Origin of the sequence: endosymbiont 'TC1' of Trimyema compressum (assembly GCF_001584725.1) — a bacterium.
GTDB lineage: Bacteria > Bacillota > TC1 > TC1 > TC1 > TC1.
Map to the genome: position 1 here is coordinate 1,374,539 of NZ_CP014606.1, position 21,296 is coordinate 1,395,834.

At 32.7% G+C, this 21,296-nt stretch carries 30 protein-coding genes and 2 pseudogenes; 5 read left to right on the forward strand and 27 right to left on the reverse strand.

Annotation, left to right across the window (positions count from 1 at the left end):
* Positions 1–244: 244 nt before the first annotated feature.
* From AZF37_RS10720 to AZF37_RS08590, 9 genes are all read right to left on the reverse strand, one after another.
* Positions 245–466: a hypothetical protein gene (locus tag AZF37_RS10720; protein WP_162474030.1), complete on the reverse strand. Its 222-nt coding sequence runs from the start codon at positions 464–466 to the stop codon at positions 245–247.
* An 81-nt stretch (positions 467–547) separates the two neighbouring features.
* A complete protein-coding gene (locus AZF37_RS10725) occupies positions 548–718 on the reverse strand; it encodes a hypothetical protein (protein ID WP_162474031.1) in 171 nt (56 codons plus the stop codon).
* A gap of 39 nt (positions 719–757) precedes the next feature.
* Entirely contained in the window at positions 758–895 is a 138-nt protein-coding gene (locus AZF37_RS10730) for a hypothetical protein (RefSeq protein WP_162474032.1), read from the reverse strand.
* Positions 896–1,117: 222 nt separating this feature from the next.
* Positions 1,118–1,693, reverse strand: coding sequence for a type II secretion system F family protein (locus AZF37_RS08575; protein WP_162474033.1), 576 nt, complete (start codon positions 1,691–1,693; stop codon positions 1,118–1,120).
* Between the two features lie 239 nt (positions 1,694–1,932).
* On the reverse strand, positions 1,933–2,292 hold the full coding sequence (locus tag AZF37_RS10735; protein WP_162474034.1) for a P-loop NTPase family protein: 360 nt from the start codon (positions 2,290–2,292) through the stop codon (positions 1,933–1,935).
* Positions 2,264–2,683: an ATPase, T2SS/T4P/T4SS family gene (locus tag AZF37_RS10740; RefSeq protein ID WP_162474088.1), complete on the reverse strand. Its 420-nt coding sequence runs from the start codon at positions 2,681–2,683 to the stop codon at positions 2,264–2,266. The genes AZF37_RS10735 and AZF37_RS10740 overlap by 29 nt, the downstream gene beginning before the upstream one ends.
* Positions 2,670–3,125 carry a Flp pilus assembly complex ATPase component TadA gene (locus AZF37_RS10745; RefSeq protein ID WP_162474035.1) on the reverse strand — a complete coding sequence of 152 codons (456 nt, stop codon included), beginning with the start codon at positions 3,123–3,125 and terminating at the stop codon, positions 2,670–2,672. The genes AZF37_RS10740 and AZF37_RS10745 overlap by 14 nt, the downstream gene beginning before the upstream one ends.
* Entirely contained in the window at positions 3,095–3,319 is a 225-nt protein-coding gene (locus AZF37_RS08585) for a hypothetical protein (protein WP_088370419.1), read from the reverse strand. Before AZF37_RS08585 ends, AZF37_RS10745 begins: the two co-directional genes overlap by 31 nt.
* A 486-nt stretch (positions 3,320–3,805) precedes the next feature.
* On the reverse strand, positions 3,806–3,991 hold the full coding sequence (locus AZF37_RS08590) for a hypothetical protein (RefSeq protein WP_088370420.1): 186 nt from the start codon (positions 3,989–3,991) through the stop codon (positions 3,806–3,808).
* A gap of 112 nt (positions 3,992–4,103) precedes the next feature.
* On the opposite strand from AZF37_RS08590, the gene AZF37_RS08595 reads away from it, so the two are divergent.
* Entirely contained in the window at positions 4,104–4,844 is a 741-nt protein-coding gene (locus AZF37_RS08595; RefSeq protein ID WP_088370421.1) for a hypothetical protein, read from the forward strand.
* A gap of 291 nt (positions 4,845–5,135) precedes the next feature.
* Here the strand turns inward: AZF37_RS08595 and AZF37_RS08600 are convergent, their stop codons facing one another.
* From AZF37_RS08600 to AZF37_RS08630, 8 genes are all read right to left on the reverse strand, one after another.
* Entirely contained in the window at positions 5,136–5,360 is a 225-nt protein-coding gene (locus AZF37_RS08600) for a NifB/NifX family molybdenum-iron cluster-binding protein (protein ID WP_162474036.1), read from the reverse strand.
* Positions 5,320–5,442: a NifB/NifX family molybdenum-iron cluster-binding protein gene (locus tag AZF37_RS12525; protein WP_281178866.1), complete on the reverse strand. Its 123-nt coding sequence runs from the start codon at positions 5,440–5,442 to the stop codon at positions 5,320–5,322. The genes AZF37_RS08600 and AZF37_RS12525 overlap by 41 nt, the downstream gene beginning before the upstream one ends.
* Before the next feature lie 20 nt (positions 5,443–5,462).
* Positions 5,463–5,816 (reverse strand): DUF134 domain-containing protein, encoded by a 354-nt coding sequence (locus AZF37_RS08605; RefSeq protein ID WP_088370423.1) that lies wholly within the window; start codon positions 5,814–5,816, stop codon positions 5,463–5,465.
* Between the two features lie 231 nt (positions 5,817–6,047).
* Positions 6,048–6,191 carry a Fic family protein gene (locus AZF37_RS13485; protein ID WP_088370424.1) on the reverse strand — a complete coding sequence of 48 codons (144 nt, stop codon included), beginning with the start codon at positions 6,189–6,191 and terminating at the stop codon, positions 6,048–6,050.
* Complete coding sequence (locus AZF37_RS08615) at positions 6,152–6,481, reverse strand: hypothetical protein (protein WP_162474037.1); 330 nt, start codon at positions 6,479–6,481, stop codon at positions 6,152–6,154. The genes AZF37_RS13485 and AZF37_RS08615 overlap by 40 nt, the downstream gene beginning before the upstream one ends.
* Before the next feature lie 43 nt (positions 6,482–6,524).
* Entirely contained in the window at positions 6,525–6,707 is a 183-nt protein-coding gene (locus AZF37_RS08620; RefSeq protein WP_088370426.1) for a hypothetical protein, read from the reverse strand.
* A gap of 135 nt (positions 6,708–6,842) precedes the next feature.
* Positions 6,843–7,814, reverse strand: a complete 972-nt coding sequence (locus AZF37_RS08625) for a molybdopterin-binding protein (RefSeq protein ID WP_162474038.1) — start codon at positions 7,812–7,814, stop codon at positions 6,843–6,845.
* Between the two features lie 7 nt (positions 7,815–7,821).
* The gene (locus AZF37_RS08630) at positions 7,822–9,558 is read right to left on the reverse strand and encodes a hypothetical protein (protein WP_088370428.1); all 1,737 of its coding nucleotides are present in this window, start codon (positions 9,556–9,558) and stop codon (positions 7,822–7,824) included.
* Positions 9,559–10,254: 696 nt separating this feature from the next.
* Here AZF37_RS08630 and fba point away from each other — a divergent pair.
* From fba to AZF37_RS08650, 4 genes and pseudogenes are all read left to right on the forward strand, one after another.
* Positions 10,255–11,184, forward strand: a complete 930-nt coding sequence (gene fba / locus AZF37_RS08635; RefSeq protein WP_088370691.1) for a class II fructose-1,6-bisphosphate aldolase — start codon at positions 10,255–10,257, stop codon at positions 11,182–11,184.
* The gene (locus AZF37_RS08640; protein ID WP_088370429.1) at positions 11,166–11,597 is read left to right on the forward strand and encodes an HAD family hydrolase; all 432 of its coding nucleotides are present in this window, start codon (positions 11,166–11,168) and stop codon (positions 11,595–11,597) included. The genes fba and AZF37_RS08640 overlap by 19 nt, the downstream gene beginning before the upstream one ends.
* Before the next feature lie 72 nt (positions 11,598–11,669).
* Positions 11,670–11,906, forward strand: a pseudogene (locus AZF37_RS08645) (HAD family hydrolase); the annotation flags it as partial.
* Complete coding sequence (locus AZF37_RS08650) at positions 11,906–12,418, forward strand: NUDIX hydrolase (RefSeq protein ID WP_088370431.1); 513 nt, start codon at positions 11,906–11,908, stop codon at positions 12,416–12,418. The pseudogene AZF37_RS08645 and the gene AZF37_RS08650, both read left to right, overlap by 1 nt.
* Before the next feature lie 52 nt (positions 12,419–12,470).
* Here the strand turns inward: AZF37_RS08650 and AZF37_RS08655 are convergent, their stop codons facing one another.
* From AZF37_RS08655 to AZF37_RS08695, 10 genes and pseudogenes are all read right to left on the reverse strand, one after another.
* Complete coding sequence (locus tag AZF37_RS08655; RefSeq protein WP_088370432.1) at positions 12,471–13,775, reverse strand: nucleobase:cation symporter-2 family protein; 1,305 nt, start codon at positions 13,773–13,775, stop codon at positions 12,471–12,473.
* Between the two features lie 181 nt (positions 13,776–13,956).
* On the reverse strand, positions 13,957–14,616 hold the full coding sequence (locus tag AZF37_RS08660; RefSeq protein ID WP_088370433.1) for a CPBP family intramembrane glutamic endopeptidase: 660 nt from the start codon (positions 14,614–14,616) through the stop codon (positions 13,957–13,959).
* Positions 14,617–14,676: 60 nt separating this feature from the next.
* Positions 14,677–15,069, reverse strand: a complete 393-nt coding sequence (rpsI, locus tag AZF37_RS08665; protein ID WP_088370692.1) for a 30S ribosomal protein S9 — start codon at positions 15,067–15,069, stop codon at positions 14,677–14,679.
* Between the two features lie 14 nt (positions 15,070–15,083).
* A complete protein-coding gene (gene rplM / locus AZF37_RS08670) occupies positions 15,084–15,518 on the reverse strand; it encodes a 50S ribosomal protein L13 (protein WP_088370434.1) in 435 nt (144 codons plus the stop codon).
* Positions 15,484–15,978 carry a nitrous oxide-stimulated promoter family protein gene (locus AZF37_RS13490; RefSeq protein ID WP_425425469.1) on the reverse strand — a complete coding sequence of 165 codons (495 nt, stop codon included), beginning with the start codon at positions 15,976–15,978 and terminating at the stop codon, positions 15,484–15,486. The genes rplM and AZF37_RS13490 overlap by 35 nt, the downstream gene beginning before the upstream one ends.
* A 153-nt stretch (positions 15,979–16,131) precedes the next feature.
* Positions 16,132–17,052 (reverse strand): annotated as a pseudogene (locus AZF37_RS13495) (substrate-binding domain-containing protein).
* Between the two features lie 9 nt (positions 17,053–17,061).
* Positions 17,062–17,937, reverse strand: a complete 876-nt coding sequence (locus AZF37_RS08685) for a pyridoxamine kinase (RefSeq protein WP_088370436.1) — start codon at positions 17,935–17,937, stop codon at positions 17,062–17,064.
* A 20-nt stretch (positions 17,938–17,957) separates the two neighbouring features.
* The gene (locus tag AZF37_RS10985; protein ID WP_216634013.1) at positions 17,958–19,154 is read right to left on the reverse strand and encodes an argininosuccinate synthase; all 1,197 of its coding nucleotides are present in this window, start codon (positions 19,152–19,154) and stop codon (positions 17,958–17,960) included.
* 21 nt (positions 19,155–19,175) lie between these two features.
* Positions 19,176–20,126 carry an ornithine carbamoyltransferase gene (argF, locus tag AZF37_RS10990; protein ID WP_216634014.1) on the reverse strand — a complete coding sequence of 317 codons (951 nt, stop codon included), beginning with the start codon at positions 20,124–20,126 and terminating at the stop codon, positions 19,176–19,178.
* Complete coding sequence (locus AZF37_RS08695) at positions 20,127–21,290, reverse strand: aspartate aminotransferase family protein (RefSeq protein WP_088370437.1); 1,164 nt, start codon at positions 21,288–21,290, stop codon at positions 20,127–20,129.
* Positions 21,291–21,296 lie beyond the last annotated feature (6 nt).

Here is a 21,296-nt window from a genome sequence, read left to right on the forward strand (position 1 = left end):
CGTATGCTTTTTCTTGAGCATCTACAACATAAACTAGTTTATCTTCACCTTCTTTTGCCTTATTCTGATTGCCAAGTAACTCTAAACAATCATCAATAATACTACTCTGCCAGTATCTGTTCCGCGAATTAAGCCAGTCCCCGTAAAAATAGGATAAGAAAACTCATGCTTAAAAGAATGCGTGCTTTCTCCCTCTAATTTTAAGCTCAATGTTTTCCAAATGCCATAATTATTAAATCTAAAATCACGCTTTAAAACACTGTCTAATACTGTCTAATGTTGGCGCACTTCTATTTTTAAAATATTCTTCTGCTTTTACTTTTTCCCCCTTAGTTACATCCATAAAATCAAAATCAGAAAAAAGATCCTCATACAAAGTCTTTTCTTCATACCAGCGATGACTAGTTTCTCTTAAAGTAAATGAGCTACTATCAACGCTATTAAATTGACTAAAGAAAAAATACATAGCTTTATTATTATAAAGAAGAATATAAATAAACTAGGAAATAGAATAGCCCCTTCAATAGTAGCGCTTCCTCGTTCCCTTTTAAAGTCCATGAGGCACATTATTTTGACCATTCATAACCTGCTCTTCTGCTCCTTTAATTAAAAAATTATACCATTCCACTAAAATATATCGAAAAGCAAAACCTAAAGCAGCAATTATTAATAAAATAATAACCACTTCAATGGTTTCAATACCTCGTTCTTTCTGCAAAAACTTTTAAATTTATTGACTAACAATAGTGACTCCTTTCTATTCTCCTAATATCATAAACAGACTTGGACCTACTGTTAAAATAGTAATTGCTAAAAAAATACACATCATAGGAAAAACCATTTTAGCAGATGCTTCCTCACCTTGTTTTTTATAGTTTCTTTCTTTATTCGCCAAGCGTCTTCCATTAAAGTATCTAAATACGTAATACTTTCCGTTCCAAACTGAAGCTGAGCAATAAAAAAATTCATTAAATGGGTCATCTCCTTTTCATTAACAGCTTGAGCAACTTCAAGAAAAACTCTTTCCCTATTCTTGCCCTGTTTAATTTTTAAAAGAGCTTCCTTAAGTATTAATAAATAATAGTCAGTAATTTGGCCTTCAAAATACTTTTACGCACTATTTTCTAATGTTACACCAGCTCCCAAATATATTTTTAAATGATTTAGAAATTGAGGATATACTTTTAAAAAATGAATTTTTCTTTTTTTTAATAATACTTTTCATATGAATGTACTCATACCGATAAATGAAGGCAGTTACACTAAAGGCTATTAGAAAATACAGTTGACCTGAAAACTGGCTGGTTAAAAATACAATCATTTCAGGATAAAGATTTTTCAAAATTAATAAGAGAATAAATGGCATGCCTCGTAGTATCTTCAGCTCTAGGTTTTGTTTTGCCAATACTACTTCTATTTCACCTTCAATTTCTATACGATCACTAATAATTTGACTTGTTTTTTTAATAAGATTAATGAAATCCCCTACTTTAATGCGTGCGATTCCAATCATATCAATAAAGCCTGCTAACCAATCAAAAGGATATAACTGAGTTAATTCAAATAAGCCACTTTCAATAGGTTTGCCCAATCCATAATAATAAAGACACTTTTTTAAATAAGGGCTCAGCAAGCCATCCTCGCCATGAATATTTTCTAAATCTTGAAGACTTCTCTTCAAACTATTCTCCATAGATTTTCCTGTTCCCAAATGACTACTGAACACATAAAGAAAATCCTGAAATTCTAATGTGAATTTTTCTACTGCCCTCTTTCTCTTATGCTCCCTAAAAACCCCACAAACTCCTTGAGAAAAAGCTACAAAATAAAGAAAATACAAAGGCTTCAGTTAAAAGATAAAAATAAAAAAAGAAAACACAACTGAGAAACAGAAAAAACAGCCCCTCTTTCCTACTGTTTATCTTAATAATGTTAACTAAAATATTTTTGATCATCGCTCCCTCCATATAAGCTAATTTTTTCCCGCTCTCTTAAAGCACCTACTTTTACTAATTCACCTACCCTGTTTCGCTCATACAAATTATGAAGTGTTAACCTATTACTCTGTTTACTTATCTCAGCAATTGAAAGAACTTTTCGTTTACCGGCCCATCTACCTAAATGAATTACAATATCAATTGTATTTCGAATTAGAGGAACTGCCACAGACTCCGATAAGGCATTGCCTGTTAAAATCATAGTTATCAGCCTCATTAACATATCCTTAGCACTTGTTAGCATGACCCCGTTGACAAAGAAGCCCTCATGACCTGTATTCATAGCTGTTAACATATGGAATGCCTCTCCACCTCTGGCTTTCTCCTACAATAATTCTATCAGGTCGCATCCGCAGAGATGTTTTTATTAAATCAGCAATACTAATTCCTCCTTTGCCCTCTAGATTATTGCTCCTTGCCTCCATTGAGATTAAGTTTTCAAGTCCCATTAATTTTAATTCTGCTGAATCTTCAATAGTAATCACCCTTTCCTTAGGAGATATAAAGGTTGCTAATAAATTTAAAAATGTAGTTTTTCCTGAGCTAGTGCCACCGCTAATGAAAATATTATATTTACAGGCAACTAAATGTTTTAATAATTCTAATACTTCTTCCGTTATAGAACCAAAGCGAACTAAATCGTCACCTTTTAAGAATTCTTTTGAAAATTTTCTAATAGTAAGAATAGGCCCCTCCTAGGGAAGCTGGAGGTAAAACCACATTGATTCTAGAGCCATCATTTAGCCTCGCATCCACAATAGGTGTAGATTCATTAACAACACGATTTACCTTACCCACCATGTTTTGAATAATATGCAAGATCCGTTCTTCTGATTCAAAGGTATTCTCACACTTAAATAAAAGTCCTCCTTTCTCATAAAAAATTGCTCTATGCCCATTAACCATTATTTCATTAATTGAATCATCTTTTAAAAGCGGTGTCAGAATATCATAACTACAAATGCTATTGTAAATACTCTCAACAAGCTGATTTCTCTCCTTAAAAGAACTAGAATACTTTTCATTATAGGTAAATACTTCTTCAATAATAAGTTCTCTAATTTCCCTATTATTAAGGACTTTACCTTCAATAATTTCTAAAACTTTTTGCTTAATTTCTTTTTCCATAAATGATATGTTTTACTCCTTTCCTGAACTAATAATTGATCCAGTCCTTCAATAATCAATTCTTCATTTAATGAAACTAATTCAAGATGCTTTCCTCCAATGCCATTTTTTAAGTATTCAAATCCCCAATCCTCTTCTTCCATAGTTTTAGTGCTAATATAATAAATGTTTTTAAATAGATTAAAATAAAACATAGAAGTTTTAACACTTTATAAATCCAATACTAAGTATTGAAAATCTATTTTTTCCAGAGCTTCCTTTAATATAGTAATATGACTGGCTTTAAAAAAATCTAAGTCAGCAAAATTGAGAGGGCCTTCAACGTAATAAAAACCATAGTGATGGTGATAGGATAATAGAGAAGGGTCAATATTCTCATTGGATTCTAAATAATGAAGTAGTTTAGATAAACCGCCTTTCTGATTAATGGGGTATGCTTTTCCATGTGGAAAAAATGGATTAAAAGTAAGAAAACAGATTTTTTCGTAAGTTTCCTAAAATACTACTGATAAAATAATTAAAAAAACTTGCAGGTCCTGGATAATCAAAAGAAAAACCTCCCATAATTTACAGTCCTTCACTTTTCCAGTTATCCCATTTAGCTATCGTAAGAATTGCCTTTAATAAACTATCTTTTTTTGATATATAAAAATGCCTTCTTCATGAGCACTATCAGTTAATTAAATAATTTTTTCAAAGTTCAATCCCTCCTTGTCTGATTTTAAAACAACTAAAAATGTTCTTTTAAAGAATAGTTCATTCTCTACTAATGAAAATCTTACACCATCAATATTCTCTATCAAAAAACTTTCTCCAATTGCAACAAGATAGAGATTTTCTCCTAAATAAAAGCCAATTTCAATCATTTCCTCTGACCTCCTATAGTTCTTTCACTTCTTTTAATATCAATCTCCTTTTTTTACACTCCTTTTACATTTCCTCTCTATATAGAAATATAAAGGAGGTCGATTAACGACTATGATTAAAATTATTGGACAAAAAAATAAAATTACCCCTCTAATAAACTGCTGTAACTTACTTGGGTATTCATACACTTTAGATAAAACAGCAACAGCACAAGGAATTTTCCTCTACAGTAATGAATCTACGCCCTTACTGCCTTTTACTTATTGTTATCTGATTAGTGAAAATCCTATCTTTAAAAATAATCTCAACCCAAATATTTTCTATACAGAAAATATTAACAGCCCTCTCTTCCCTAGTCTTTTTGCAACTCATTTTTCTAACCAACAAAAAGAAGCCTTTAAAAAAGTGACTCTTTACAAGGAAGAAAAAACATTACCCTACTTTATGATTAAAGAAAATATTGTAAACTTTTATTATCCACAAAACAAACTTATTCTCCACACCCTTTCAAATGAAATCAGTAGCCTATCCATAGCAAAATATATTGCTGATTATTATGCAAAAAAACAATATAAAATTCATCTTTATTCTTCCACAACCACATCATTCCAAAAGAAAAACATTAAAATTATACCTCAGATTAATAATCTAATTACAATTTATACAAAAAAGCACCTCCATATTATCGATGCAAAAAAGCCTCCCCTATCTTCTTTTTTTGAAGATAGCAAAAGACTCTTACTAATTCATAATAATATAGATGAAATAGACTGGTTGAAAAATAATCTAGGTAATCTCAATCATACTGCCTTGCTGTTTATTAAATTCACCGTTCTAAAAAAGCTATCCTAAAAAAGCAATTTAAAGAAGTACCAATTTTTCATATTAACAAAACAAACTCTATTCCCAAAACTTTATGGAATTGGATAGGTAAAAATTTAGATCATGATTTCTAAAAAGGAGTTGCTGGAAACATGAAAACCAGCAACTCCTTTACGAGCATTTTTATTGATATATGCCCTTTATGTGTCTATTGTAGTTAAATATTAAAAAAAGTCAACAAAATACCTAAAAAAGTCATGGTAGACCATGACTTTTTTTAACATTAATATAACTTACTCTTCCTCATAAACAGGTAAACTATCAATCAAAAAAAGCTCTCAAATTTTCTTCAACTGAATCACTGACTGTTTTAAAAATTTTAATATTTGCTTTATTAAATATTGACCTTGAATTTTCCCTGCATAATGGCGTTAATAACACATTCGCTTTATTATCTACAATTAACTTTGCTGATAAAACACCAATATCTCCTTCTGATGAACGCTTAACATTTTCTACCGTCTCTCTTACTGGTTTTAGTATCATATAATAAGAAATTGGTTGTGCGACCAAAGGTAGAAGCTATTTTACCTTTCTTTGAATCATCAACAGGAATTGCAATAATCATATTAAATCCTCCTCTTAATCTTACTTCATATTTAAACGGTGTTTTTCGCATCCGCCACAGCGACATGATTTCTTTTTGCCACCGCAAAGGCTATATTGTCCACCCTCAATAAATAATGGGATACCATTAACTAAAGCATTGGCAATTTTTTTTCTAGCATCATTATAAATTCTCTGAACAGTTGTACGGGCTATACCCATTTGATTGGCACACTCTTGTTGCATTAGTCCTTCTAAATCAATTAATCGAATTGTTTCATATTCATCAACAGTAATTATTTGCCTTAAATTTTCATCTGTAGAAATATCGAGAGGCCCAAACCGTCTTGCTTTAGGCATGCAACAAACATTTCTTCTTATAATAGGTCTGGACATAAAGACACTTCCTTTAATTGTTAATAGCTTTCTTCTTTAGTTATTGACATATTTCCATTGCTCCTTTCATTATAAGTATGTGAAATGAAAATGTCAATGCTCCAAGAAATGCCACTGTTTTAAATTGAAATTACTCTTACTTTTCTGCTTCAAGCTCTTCTTCAAGGACTCTTTCCATTAATTTTTGATTATCGTTAACTGTAGCCTCCATATACGCATCAGCCATAGAATCTATCTTAAGCTATAGCCATGGTTAGTTGCAATTTCCCGTATCAGTTCTCTTAAGGCTCTTCCATTTCCTTCTCGAAAAGGATGAATATGATTAAGATCTAATACTAAAGAAGCCAGCTTTTTAATAAATTCAGGCTTATCCATCTTGATATTACTCTGTAGTTCATCAATTTTTTGTCTATAGAATACAATGCATTGTTAATAGCACTTGAAGGCAAAAAATTAGTTTCTCCCTTTGACAAGTCCACACGTCTAACCTTACCTGCCCATTCATAAACGTCACTAAAAATTTGTTCATGAATTTCAAAAAGCCTTCTCGAAGAATTTACAAAAGGTACTTTCCTTCTCCTTAAGTTCAACATATGCCTCATTGCAATTTTATGTTCAACTTCTATAAGAAGCTTCTGATCTTCAATTCCTAATTTATTTTTCATAACTTGCTTTTCATTATCAAAATATATCTTATCTTCTTTATAACTATAAAGCATTTTTCATCTCAATCAAAGTAGCAATAGAAATTTTATCGTGGTAAAAATCCACTAGTATTTGTACAGATTCTGTTGTCGGTACAAAGCCTTCTAAAGCAGCACTTGAAATAACTGCTTTAAAATCATCATAATCCTCTTGGTTACTCATTTTAACACCATATAATTCTAACATAAATTCTCCCCACAATTAAAATATTCCTACCTTAATTATACCATATTTTCAGTGTTTTTGTCTTATGTTAACATATTATTTATGACAATATAGCAAAACAGTTTCAAGATTTTACACTTGAAACTGTTTTGTTTTTTATAATAAGCCTCCGTGGGCTAATGAAGCAATATAGTCTTTGGTAATTTTTTCTTTTGCTAATAGAAGGGGTAATACTATATCAAATACAGAAGGGCCACCTCTTAATAAACCAGCAGGCAAGCCAATAACAGGCGTATCTTGGCGGTATGCAACCATAAACATTGCGCCTGGAAGAACTGGTGAGCCATAAGCTATAACCTCCATATCATCTCTTTCAAGAATAACTTCTTTTGTTATATCGTTAGCATCTACAGACATCCCCCCAGTTAATAAAATAATATCAAATTTATTCTTTAAAAAAGAATCAAGAGCATCTTTAACTTCTTCTTTATTATCTGGCAGAATCAATTGTTCTGCAATATGAGAACCATAAGGCTTTACTTTACTATCAACATAGGGATAGAAGGCATCTTTAATTCTCCCAGAATATATTTCAGTCCCTGTAGTAATTAAACCAATTTTCATTTGATGAAAAGGTTTAATACTAACTAAAGGTTGACTGAGCAATACTAATCCTTCATCTATAATAGATTCTTCAATTTCTAGTGGTGTTACCCCAAAAACTGCAATTTTATCCCCTTTTTTTACAGCAGAATAATTTCTTTTAGCAGAAACCATTAAGCCATCAATTAAATTAATAGTTTTTAAACGTTCAATATCAATAATTAATAAACCATCTTTTTTTGCTGTTACAAAAACTTTACCTTCTTTTGGTTCACCAACTGCTAAATGAGATCCTATCCCTCTAATACCCAGAGAGTGAGCACCTTCATTTTCATGAATCAAAGAAGAGTTTTCATCTAAAATAAAGATTTCATATTTCCCCATATTTTTTAATGTTTCAACATCATCAATTGTAATAATATGGCCTTTAGGAAAAATAGTTTTGGTGTCACTGCCAGGAGTAATACCTGTTAACTCATGACTAATTTTTTCCCCAATAGCATCCTCTACAGAAAAAATTTTCATTTGCCACCTACTTCTCATTCAATAGTTCAATATAGTCTTCTTTAACCAATCTTACTTTCTTCTGACTTTTAAATGAATACTCTTTTCCTGCTACATTAACAAATACAAATTCAGCTTCTTTTTCTTTTGCTATAGAAGACTCAAGTCCTCTATTAAATGCTACATCGAAAAGAGCAATTGCCTTTTCCAAGCCATCACCTGTTTTAAAATTCCAAACTTCATCAGGTTGAGCCAACCTATCTTCACTGTAAATTGAGTCCTCATCCATTCCAATTAAAAGCTCATAAACTTCTGAGATTTCAAGTATATTAGTCTCCTCAACTGTAACAGGATTTCTTTCAATAGCGGCTTTCATAAATGGTAGGGCATCGCCATTATTTATATCCCTATAGGCCATAAATGCTAATGCTGCCATTTCATTACTATTTCTTTTTGCTTTTAAGTAATTAATAACTGCTTCTCTAGTTTCTAAACCAGCTAAAACAACAGGTTCTGTTTGAACCCATTGTTTATCGGCACTTGGTAGTTTAGGTGTTGTTTTACAAAATAGTAAGAGTTCCTTTAGTAAACCTGTTATTCGGCTACAAGTATTTTCAGTCAATTGCTCAAGCAATTCGGGTTGCTGCATAAACTCTTCAATAGTAAAATGACTTTTACCAAATAGTTTTCCCACTTCCTTTAGGCTAACACGACCCTCAATAGGCTCCGTGTAATATTCCATTGAATCAATTTCATCTAAAAGCTTTCCCTGGGTATTTGAACCTATTAAATAGGGGCTTCCATGTTCATAAGGAAATACTTTTTCAGCTTCAATATAAAGAGTCTTTCCACCTTTTTGATGTTCAAATTGAAAACAGACTTGCCTAAAGCTAGCATTTCTTAAGAAACTTGCAATAGCGCCATAATCTACTCCACTCTCTAAATAAGCTTCTAGCTTTTCAGAAAACCTTTTATAGGTCTCCTTTGGCATTGTAGCTTCATCATAAATTCGATGAATATAACCCTCATTATTAGAAATAAAAGTAATTTGCTCATTTTCAATTGCTCGGCGGGCTTTCATAGAAATTTCAGTACCATTAAACCACATATTGTAAGTTACAATTCTTCTATTATTAGTAATTACACCTGTGCCTATTGTCAAGAAGTTTTGAGAATGTAAAGGGGTTGCAATCATAAAGATGTCTTCTAATGGAAAACCACCTACAATAAATAAGGCTGCATGATAAAGTGTTGAAAAAGAGACACACTCACCAGCACCTTTTGTATAACCATCTCTTCTATAGAAGGAGCCCATAGACTCAACAGTCTCCGTTTTCCAATAAGGAATCGTATCTGTAGTGTATTTATCAAGACCAAAATGCTTTCTAATATCCATATCAAAATAGTACTTATCACCTTCATAGCCAAACAAAGCATTACTTTGAGATAAGGTATCTAAATCAACAAAGTCTTTAAAACGATTTAATTCTTTATCTTTTGTTGTTAATCCCCAAGTATCTAAATCTAAGTTAAAATCATAATTATTCATAATATATTGCTTAATTCGTTGCAATTTTTTGTTGGTATTCATTTTTTCAATACCAGCAAGCCATGGATCCTCTTTCCACTTCCAAACAACTGGCGACATAATATTGGCCAAAACTAAAGAAAACATTAGTTCTGGGAAAATAAATATCTCCATATCAGAAAGACTGACTGCTGAAGAATATTTTTCTAAAGAGGCTTCATTTTTTTTATCTAACATTGGCTTCACTCCATAACTATAAGATTGATTTTTATAATACTCTTTATATTATAACTTAAATCAAATGGATATCCAACCATTTTCCTTGTATTTAAATAATCTCTTTATCTTCATTATTTTAAAGAAACATTCCATCCTCTCCCCTACTTCATTGTAACTCCACTTTAGGACTGTATACTAATACTTAGCAAATAATGAAAGGAGATGATAATCATGAAAAAAGAATTACCCTTTTTAATCGCTTTTTTACAAATACTATTCAATAGATACATTCCCTTTAAATATAAATACACACTGTTTTTCAAGAAACCATTTCTTAAAAAAGCAGTTCAATAAAAAATTACCTCAAATTTTGTTAATATAATTTGTTAATATAAATAACCACTTTTCATTTTACTTCCTCTAAGAAGTCATCACCTTCACCAAGTAATGACTTCTTTTTTATGATTACGCTAAAATACATTCTAAACTCGACTGTACTTCTTACTCTCTCTATAGTATTCTTGTATACTTATACTCAAGAAGAAACTTAAACAATAACAAACATTAAGTTTTGTTTATAATAAAATTCACACATTTCATTTTACTTTCCAAAGGAACCATTATCTAGTATAGATAATGGTTCCTTCCCTTTGCTATAAAACAGCAAATTTGATACAATTAGGACAGAATAAAATCACAAAAGGAGTGTTTAATATGCCTTTAGTTAATACAAGAGAAATGTTTAAAAAAGCTTATGCTGGCGGCTATGCTATCGGTGCTTTCAATGTAAATAATATGGAGATTATCCAAGGTATTACGGAAGCTGCAAAAGAAGAAAATGCACCACTTATCATACAAGTATCTGCAGGTGCCAGAAAATATGCAAATCACACTTATTTAGTAAAATTAGTTGAAGCAGCACTAATTGAAATAAACTTACCAATTGCGCTACACTTAGATCACGGTGATTCTTTTGAGCTCTGTAAATCCTGCATTGATGGTGGATTTACATCTGTAATGATTGATGGTTCTCACCTTTCATTTGAAGAAAACATTGCCCTTACACGCCGTGTTGTAGAGTATGCTAAAGATAAAAATGTTACAGTGGAGGGAGAGCTAGGTCGTCTTGCTGGTATTGAAGATGATATTAAAGTTACAGATGAAGATGCTACCTATACTCACCCCGATGAAGTAGAAGAATTTGTGGAAAGAACAGGAGTTGATTCCCTAGCTATTGCAATTGGAACAAGCCATGGTGCCTATAAATTCAAAGGAGAAGCAAAACTCCGTTTTGATATTTTAGAAGAAATTGGTAAACGTCTACCAAATTACCCAATTGTATTACATGGTGCTTCTTCTGTTATTCCAGCTTATGTGGAAAAAATCAATCAATATGGTGGTACCTTAGGTAATGCTAAAGGCGTTCCTGAAGAAATGCTTAGAAAAGCAGCTCAAATGTCAGTATGCAAAATTAATATCGACTCAGACTTACGTCTTGCAATGACTGCAGAAATTCGTGAAGCATTGGCAAAAGATACGAGTAACTTTGACCCAAGAAAATACTTATCCCCTGCAAGAGCAGCAATTAAGGAAGTTGTAAAACATAAATTGGTTCATGTTTTAGTATGCAATGGAAAGGCTTAAAAATGGAAATTAAAGAGATTTTATTTGATAAAGATGGTATCCTGCTTATTTTTGAGAAAACCTGGAGACCTATTGCAATTAAAGTAATTAATCAAATAATGGCCCACTATCATCTCCCTGAGTCTTCTCGAAAACCTCTATCAGAAAATATAGGGTTATTGCCAGATATGATTCATATGGATAGCTCACTATTAGCTGGTACTAATGCCAATGTAGCCAATGATATGCTTAAAGAATTAGGCTGGTTAAATAGAGACGACTTTATTACTGTTTCCACCTTCTATTTTAATACCATTGCTAAAGAGGCTCCCTTTCATGCTATTGAACATGTTGAAGACCTTTTAAAAACACTAAAAAATTGCCATTGGTCTTTCAACAGCAGACTCCTTAGAAAATGCTACTGTATTCCTTGAAAAAACAGGCTTAGCACCTTATTTTGGCTATATTGGTGCAGATAATGGCATTATTAATCCAAAAAACCAGCGCCAGACTATATTAATGTATTCTGTGAAAAATTTAAGTTCCAACCAAATGAAGTAGCTGTTGTAGGTAATACAATGACAGACATTACTTTTGGCAAAAATAGTCAGGCTGGCCCTACAATTGGGGTATTAACAGGAACCGGCACCAAAGAAATTCTTGAAAATGAAGCTACCCTAGTTATTAAAAGTGTTAACAATATTATTCAAGATAATGGTACCTTAGTTTGGGAGACTTTATAATGGAAATGATAAAAGATAAAATAATTTATAAGGGCTGGCTCACTTTAAAAGAGCGACTCTTAAATAAAAGACGCTATGAAATTCTTGTCAAAAAAGATGCAGTTGCTGCTTTAGCGGAAGATAAAGAGGAGCGGATTTTATTAGTGAAACAATTTCGCCCAGCTCTTTTAAGAGAAACATGGGAAATCCCTGCTGGGGTTATGGATAAAGCAGGTTTAGATGAAAAAGCTATTGTTATTGAAGAATTATCAGAAGAAGCTAACTTAGAAGTTGCTGAAAATCAACTGGATTTTTTAATTTCTTTTATGCCAGAAATGGGTATTTCAAATAGTAAAATCCATCTCTATTACACAAAAATTAATTATACTGGAACAGATAAAACGATAACAGATGATTTAGATGTAACAGCTATTAAATGGTTTAGTCATAAAGACTTAGAGGAAGAAATTGCTCAAGGCAACCTCCTGGATATCAAAACCCTTTTAGCTTACTATTATATTAAAAATAAATAATCTGAAAATCAACAAAAAAGGATTAAACAATAATGTTTAATCCTTTTTTATACTAATCTTTTTGGATAGTTTCTGTTTCTTTAGTGGGCTGTTCTTTATTGCAATCTCTTCCGAATAAAGTTTTAAAATTAAGTATAATATTTAATAACATACCTGATAGGGCTCCAATTACAATTCCAGAATGTCCAAAAATTTGTATAAACCAGTCTGGGAATTGATTATAAAATCCTGGAACAATTGATGAACCATCACCTAAGCCAACTGCAACCGCTAAAATAAGGGTATTCTTATTATCGTTTAAGTCAACATCTTTAAGCATATTAATACCCGATACAATAACCATTGAAAACATCACAACCATGTCTCCTCCAAATACAGGTTTGGGAATAATAGTTGCTAGGGCTGCAAATTTAGGTAAAAGCCCTAAAATAATAAAAATAATACCTGCTGTACTGACTACAAATCTTGATGTTACTTTTGTCATTGTCAATAATCCCATATTATGAGCAAATGTAGTATATGGGAAAGCATTAAAAATACCACCTAGGGTTGTAGCAATCCCCTCTGCTCTTAATCCCTTTACAACATCTTTCGTATCAACTTTTGTAGAACAAATTTCAGATACTGCTATAAATATGCCTGAAGATTCAATCATAATAACTAAGGCTACAATAATCATTGTTATGATACTTGAAAATTCAAACTTTGGCAGACCAAAATAAAATGGTTGAACAATACTAAACCATGCCGCATCTGCTACAGGAGTAAAATCGACTAAGCCTATAAAAGCCGCTACTATAGCACCCATAATAATAGCAAAAAGTATTGATAATGTTTGTAGAAAACCTTTAAAGTATTTGTTAAAAACAACAACAACGGCAACTACAATAACAGCTAAAAGAACAGATATAGGCTCTGCTCCACCTTCATGTCCATTTACAATATTGTTAAAACCTACAGGAACAAGTGTTATTCCTACAATAATTGCAATAGCACCAATTAATACTTTAGGCAAAAGCTTAATTAGTTTGCCAAAGAGTGGGGCAATCAACAACATGAATATACCTGCAGCGATTACAGATCCAAACATAGTCTGAATCCCTCCTTGCTTGGCTATTCCAATTAATGGTCCAACACTCATAAAGGCTACACCTAATGTGACGGGCAAACGGATACCAACATATTTTGTCAAACCAAATGACTGGATAAAAGTGGCAATACCACAGATAAATAAATCTGCTGCAACAATAATTGCAATTTCAGTACCGGATAAACCAATGGCATTGCCAATTACAAGGGGAACAGCAATGGCACCTGCATACATTGCTAAAACATGTTGTAATCCTAAAGGTATCATTTTCCTTCATAGAAATTTTCTCATCGACTCTACTACGATCCATTTCACATCTCCCTTTCATATTAAATTTCACACAATAAAAGCACGCATCCAGCCCTGAATACGTGCCATTATATATGCAAATTGTATACGCTTACATTATATTAAAATATTTTTACTAAAAACCATCTCTTTTAGTCTATTAAATACCCTTTAACATAAAAATTGAAATAACCCCTAAAGCATTCGTAATCATATGTAAAATAATGGGTAACCAGATTGTTTTCGTGCGATAGTAGGACCAAGCAAAAATCCCACCCATAAACAAATAAGGAATGACATTTAAATAATCGCCTCCCATAATAACATGGGCTAAACCAAATACAAGCACACTAATAAAAACACTTCTCAAGCGAAATCCTGCTAACTTAAAAATAACAAATCTAAAAATAATTTCTTCCACAAAAGGCCCAAAAATAATGACATCAATAACCATAATTAAGGGTACTGTTGTCAAAAGTGTTTCAGCAACCTGTTGATTTTGACTAACTCCTGCTCCAATAGCCATTGTTAACACATTTGCCAATATAGAACAACCATAAAATACAATTAGCCACAAGAAAAGACGTTTGTATGTTTTTTTCTGAACAAAAATCTGCCATTCCTTCTTTAAAGATGTTCTAAAATAATAAGCATAGAATATAAAAAGTAAAAAGGAACTAACAACCTGTAAAAAAACATTCCACTGTAAATAACTTACTTCATCAAGTTTCAAATAATGCACTAATCCAATAATAACTATATTCACTAATAAAAAAGAGGCAATATAAACCAGTAATGCCACTATGCTTTTCTTTTTCATAACCCACTCCCTTAAATTGCTTATAAAAAAAGGTGGAGCTTACTCCACCTTTTAGATTGATTAACGTTTTGAGAACTGTGATGCTTTTCTGGCTTTTTTCAAACCGTATTTTTTTCTCTCTTTCATACGTGGGTCTCTTGTTAAGAAACCTTCCCTTTTAAGAGCAGGTCTTAAAGTAGCCTCTGCCTCAATAAGCGCTCTGGAAATACCGTGACGAATTGCCCCTGCTTGACCAGAAACACCGCCTCCGTTTGTTTTAGCGATTACATCGTATTTATCTAAAGTTTCTGTTACAACCAATGGTTGTTTAACAATCATTACTAAAATATCTTGATTTAAATACTCTTTAACTTCTCTGTTGTTAATAGTAATTTGTCCATTTCCAGGTACTAAATATACTCTAGCAACAGCATTTTTTCTTCTGCCCGTACCGTAATAACGTACTTGTTCCACCATGACTAAACCTCCTATCCTTTAATTTCTAAAACTTCAGGCTTCTGTGCTTGGTGTGGATGTTCACTACCTGCGTACACATGAAGTTTAGCCAATACTTGTCTACCTAATTTATTATGAGCAACCATGCCTTTAACTGCTATTTCAACAATTCTTTCAGGATGTTTCTCCATCATATCTTTATAGCATATTGTTTTTAAATTGCCAGTATAACCAGTATGTCTTCTATATAGTTTTTGATTTTCTTTATTACCTGTTAAAGCAACTTTTTCTGCATTAATTACAATTACGTAATCTCCTGTATCTAAGTGTGGTGTAAACTCAGGTTTATGTTTTCCTCTTAATACAGAAGCGATTTCACTAGCTAGACGACCTGATCTTTTACCATCAGCGTCTACAACATACCATTTTCTATTAATAGAATCTGGTTTTGCCATATATGTTTTCATAGGAATCCTCCTTATTTGTTGTTTTCGTTATTCTTGTTTCTATAAAAACCTTAGAAGCGGGGCTCTTGCTTTCAAAATCTTTACAAAATGCACTACTAATTATATCTAAGATAGTAGTTAAAGTCAATAAAATAGTAGGTAATTGGTTCCTTTCAATGTTTTTCCGTTGTTGTTTTCTTTGAAAAATATGCCTCACCAATAATAGAGGGTGATAAAATAACATTCTTGGTCCCGCATATCTCATTACTTTACCCATTACTTGTTTTTTATCTTTGCTATAGCATTGGGTACTACATTTACTACAAAACACGTCTTCTTCTATGTTAGGACAGCATTCTGCCCTAACATCAGAATACGCCATAAGCTCTTTACACTCAGGACACACCCTCTCAGATTCATGATTCTTTTTGCAGTATAAAGTAATCATTTCATTTACAATTTGCTTTTTGTGCTTTCTTATTCATTTTAGAATTACCTACAAACTCAAGGTTAGTATATGCTAACCTTATTCTTAATTGTAAATGAGAAGCTATAACTAGTCAATTGCTATAACAATAAAAAAGGATTTGCATCATTATAGATGCAAATCCCTATTATTTCTTTTATGTTGTAGCTATTCCCCCCCCATTTCTGAAACATCATAGCAACCTAATCCTTCTATTTCCTTTTTAAAGGCATCAGACTGAATAATCTCAATAGCTTTTTGGAATAATGGCTTTGAAAGATCTTCTTTTTTTATAATTAAATCATAAGCTTCTGTTTGGAGAGGCACAAAGTCTATTTCAGCTACCTGAAGAGCTGCTTTTTCATTACCTAAACCAACAATCGCCATCTCCCATGGCAATAGCACTGGCTACAGCTAGATGAGATGTTCTTTCTCTGTCATAGCCTTCAATAGTGATCCCTAACACACCTAATTTTCTCAAATGCTCATCTAGCAGTACCCGAGTACCACTACCTTTTTCTCTATTGATAATTCTTAACTGTTTATCTAAAATATCTTTTACTGAATGTATATTGTGAGGATTACCTTTTTTACATAAAATCCTTGTTTCCTTTTGACTAAACGAAAGATAACAGCTGGTATCCCTGGTAACAATCGAAGAACATAAGGTTCATTGTAGGCTCCTGTATCGCCATCCCATAAATGAAGCAGTGCTAAAAAAACTTACCTCGTTATTGTAAAGGGCATACAACCCATTATAGCTACCTACCATAAGCTCGTAACACCTGAGTCTCCCCACCGTCGTGAAAGATGACTGGAAAGACTATCTAAAATTACATCTTGACCACAAATTACAAAACCCTGCTGAATAACTTTTTCCTCTTCAACAGTTTCAGCTATACCATCAATAGATATTTTCTTATAGCGTGCCAACTCTTCTGGCTCTACTCTGAATTTATTGCCAACGCGATAAGCTTTCAGCTCACCTCGTTTAATTAATTCATAAACTGTATTTTTGGCAATTTGCAAGCTGTCTGCAACTTCTTGAGGTTTTAAAGATTGATTTTTATCTCCCACTGTCACCATCATCCTTCCTTATTATTCAAATATATGAACCTTTTTTTTATGGGGTTCCGCAAAGAAATGTCCTAGTATTTTTTCAAAAGCAACCCCTTCTTTATTAAAACTCTGATTCTGATAGGTACCTTTTGCAGCTTCTTCTACAAAAGCTGTCGCCTTATCCATAGCTACATCTAAACCTTCACCCATAATAATGCTTCCAGTTAAAACACTGGCATACATATCTCCTGTTCCAGGGTAAATTTCAGGCACATAGTCAATCGGAGCATGAAAAAATAAGTCTTCTTCATTATCATACCCTAAATTTCCATGACTATCTTCAGGTAAAGAAACACCAGTCACAACAACTTTATGAGGACCTAATTCAGCAAGCTCTTTTAGTAACCCTTTTGCCTCTTTATGAGAATAAACTTTATTTTCATAAGGCTTTTGTAGTAAAAAACAGGCTTCAGTCATATTCGGTGTAATTACATCTGCCTTTTTAACTAAAGAAAGCATAGCTCTGCCCATTTCTTCTGTATAGGTGACATAGAGTTTTCCTTCATCTCCCATAACAGGGTCAACTACAATTAGCTGCTCCTTTTTAGTCTTAAAATCATCCATAAACTGAGAAACAATCTCAATTTGTTCATAAGAACCTAAAAAGCCTGTGTAAATACAAGAAAATTCTAAAGCCATCTCTTGCCAATGGCGAATAAAATCTTTCATATATGGTGTAAAATCTAAAAAGGAAAAATCCCCTAACCCATCAGAATGGCTACTTAATATCGCTGTAGGTAAAGGACATACTTGTATTCCCATAACTGATAAAATAGAAATGGCAGTTGTTAAAGAACATCTGCCAAACCCTGACAAATCATGAATAGCTGCTACTCGAGGTATTAATCCATTCATTACAACCCTTCTTTCAGCTCCTATTTTTTAAGCTTTAAGGCTCTCGTTTTCAATGGTAAACCAAAGCAATTAATAAAGCCTTCTGCATCTTTGTGATCATAAAGTTCTTCATCCATCGTAAATGAAGCAATATTAGTATCATAAAGTGAATATGGAGATTTGCTACCAGCTATAGTACAATTCCCTTTATAAAGTTTAATTTTAACAGTACCTGTTACTGTTTTTTGAGTATCATTAACAAAAGCATCTAAAGCTTCTCTTAACGGAGAAAACCATTGTCCATAATAAACTAACTCAGCATAGCGTTGAGATACTAATTGTTTATAGTGATAGGTATCTCTATCTAAACATAAATATTCTAAATCATTATGAGCGGTGTAAAGAATTCGACCACCTGGATTTTCGTAAACGCCTCTAGATTTAATACCTACAAGACGGTTTTCTACTAAATCATCAATGCCAACACCATTTCTTGCACCCATTTCATTTAGTAGTGTTAATAATTCAACACTGCCCATTTTCTTGCCATCAATAGCTACAGGCATACCTTTTTCAAAATCAATAGTTACATATTCTGCTTTATCAGGTGCATCTTCTGGAGCCGTAACAATATGATAAAGCTCTTTTTGATGTTCATTCCAAGGATCTTCTAAGTCCATACCTTCATGACTTAAGTGCCAAATATTTCTATCCATACTGTATAGATTTTTCTTAGTTACTGGTAGTGGAATTCCTCTTTTTTCAGCATAGTCAATAGCTTCTTCACGAGATTTAATATCCCAAATCCTCCAAGGAGCAATAATCTTCATTTCTGGTGCTAATGCCATTATCGTTAACTCAAAACGAACTTGGTCATTTCCTTTTCCAGTACAACCATGGCAAATAGCTTCTGCTCCTTCTGCTTTCGCAATTTCTACTAAACGCTTAGCAATACAAGGACGAGCAGTAGCTGTTCCTAATAAATATTTGGTTTCATATACTGCCCCTGCTTTTAATGTAGGGAATATATAGTTATCTACATAGTCTTGTGTTAGATTTTCAATATAAATCTTAGATGCTCCTGAAGCAATTGCTTTATCTCTTAATGGCTCAAGCTCTTCTCCTTGCCCAACATCTCCTGCTACACAAATTACTTCATAACCATATGTTTCTTTCAACCATGCAATAATAATTGAAGTATCTAAACCGCCTGAATAGGCTAATACTACTTTTTTCATTTTAATTCCTCCCCGTTCTTTCTATAATAAATTAGCTAAAATAGCTTTTTGAGCATGTAGTCTATCTTCTGCTTCATCAAAGACAACTGAGTGTTTTCCTTCAATTACATCTTCTGTAATTTCTTCTCCTCTATGAGCTGGCAAACAATGCATCACAATTACATCTTTTGCAGCTTTTTTCAGAAGTTCTTCATTAATCTGATATTGGCTTAAATGTTTTTTTCTTTCAGACATTTCTTCTTCCTGTCCCATACTTGCCCAAACATCTGCATAAAGAACATCTGCTTGACTACTGGCAACATCAATATCTGGAGTAACAATAATTTTTCCACCTGTATCTTTGGCAATACTTTTAGCAACCTGAACCCAGTTTTCTTCTGGTTCATAACCACCTGGAGAAGCAATTACTATTTCCATACCCATTTTAGCACCACCAATCATTAGTGAATGTGCCATATTATTACCATCACCTATATAAGCCAGTTTCACACCCTTTAAATTATGTCCCTTATGTTCTCTAATTGTTTGTAAATCAGCTAAAACTTGACAAGGATGTAAAGCATCAGTCAAACCATTAATAATTGGAATAGAAGCATAAGTTGCTAATTCTTCAACATCATCATGACTGTAGGTACGAATCATAACGCCGTCTAAATAACGACTTAAAACCCGAGCCGTATCGCGAATCGGTTCTCCTCTACCCATTTGCAAATCAGTAGCTGATAAAAATAGGGGATAGCCACCTAGTTGGATCATGCCAACTTCAAAAGATACTCTAGTTCTAGTTGAGCTTTTTTGGAAAATTAGCCCTAATGTTTTTCCTTTTAATAGTTCATGAGGTTCTCCTTTTTTTACTTTACCTTTCAAATAATCAGCAAAATCTAAAAGGAAAACAATTTCTTCACTTGTGTAGTCTTTCAGGCTTAAAAAGTCTCTGCCTTTTAAAGAACCTGTCATTTCTAGTAAACTCATTTAATTGCCCCTTTCCTCTAACAAATCATCTAATAAGAAAATTAATTTATCTATTTCTTCCTCTTCAATTGTCAAAGGCGGTAAGAAACGCATTGTATTACCTTTAGCTTGATTAATAATAATGCCTTTTTCATAGGCTTTTGCCACTAAATCAGAGCCATCATCAACTAAGGAAAAGCCAACCATTAAACCTCTGCCTTTTAATTCTAAAATAGATTCATGTTTTTGCTGTAAAGCAAATAGACCAGATGATAGATAAACACTTCTCTTTTTTATTGTATCCATAAATCCATCAGATAGCAATGTTTCAAGGACAACAATTCCTCCTCTACAAGCAACTGGATTGCCACCAAAAGTAGAACCGTGATCACCTGGTACAAAAGTTTCAGCAACTTCAGCTTTAGCTAAAATAGCACCTAATGGTAATCCCCCTCCTAGTGCTTTTGCACTGGTAAGAATATCGGGTTCGACACCAAGCCATTCATAAGCAAACAGGCTACCAGTACGACCTAATCCAGTCTGTATTTCATCAAAAATCAAAAGCAGATTCTGTTCTTTACATAATTGGTTTAAATCCTTCATAAACCCTACAGTACAACTATTTAGTCCACCTTCTCCTTGAATAGGTTCTACTAAAATAGCGCACACATCTTCATTAACTAAGGCTTTTACACTTTCAATATCATTTAATATAGCATACTCAAAGCCTGTTGGTAATGGAGAGAAGTTGGTATGAAAACTGTCTTGTCCTGTTGCACTTACAGTAGCTAAAGTTCTGCCATGAAAAGACTCTTTAAAAGTTATAATCTTATTCTTCTCCTTACCATACTTGCCTTCACTATATTTCCGAGCTAATTTAATAGCACCTTCATTAGCTTCTGCTCCTGAATTTGAGAAAAACACTTTATCAAAACAAGTATTTTCTACCAGTAGCTCCGCTAACTTTAATTGAGGTTCTGTTTGAAAATAATTTGAACAGTGAATTAATTGCTCCACTTGATCTATCATGGCCTCCACTAAAGGTTTATAACCATAGCCTAAGGCATTAACTGCAATACCACTGAGAAAATCCAAATATATTTTACCATTTTCATCAATTAAATAATTCCCTTCACCTTTAACCATTTTTTCTGGAAAAGGTTTATATGTATTCATTAAATTCATTATATA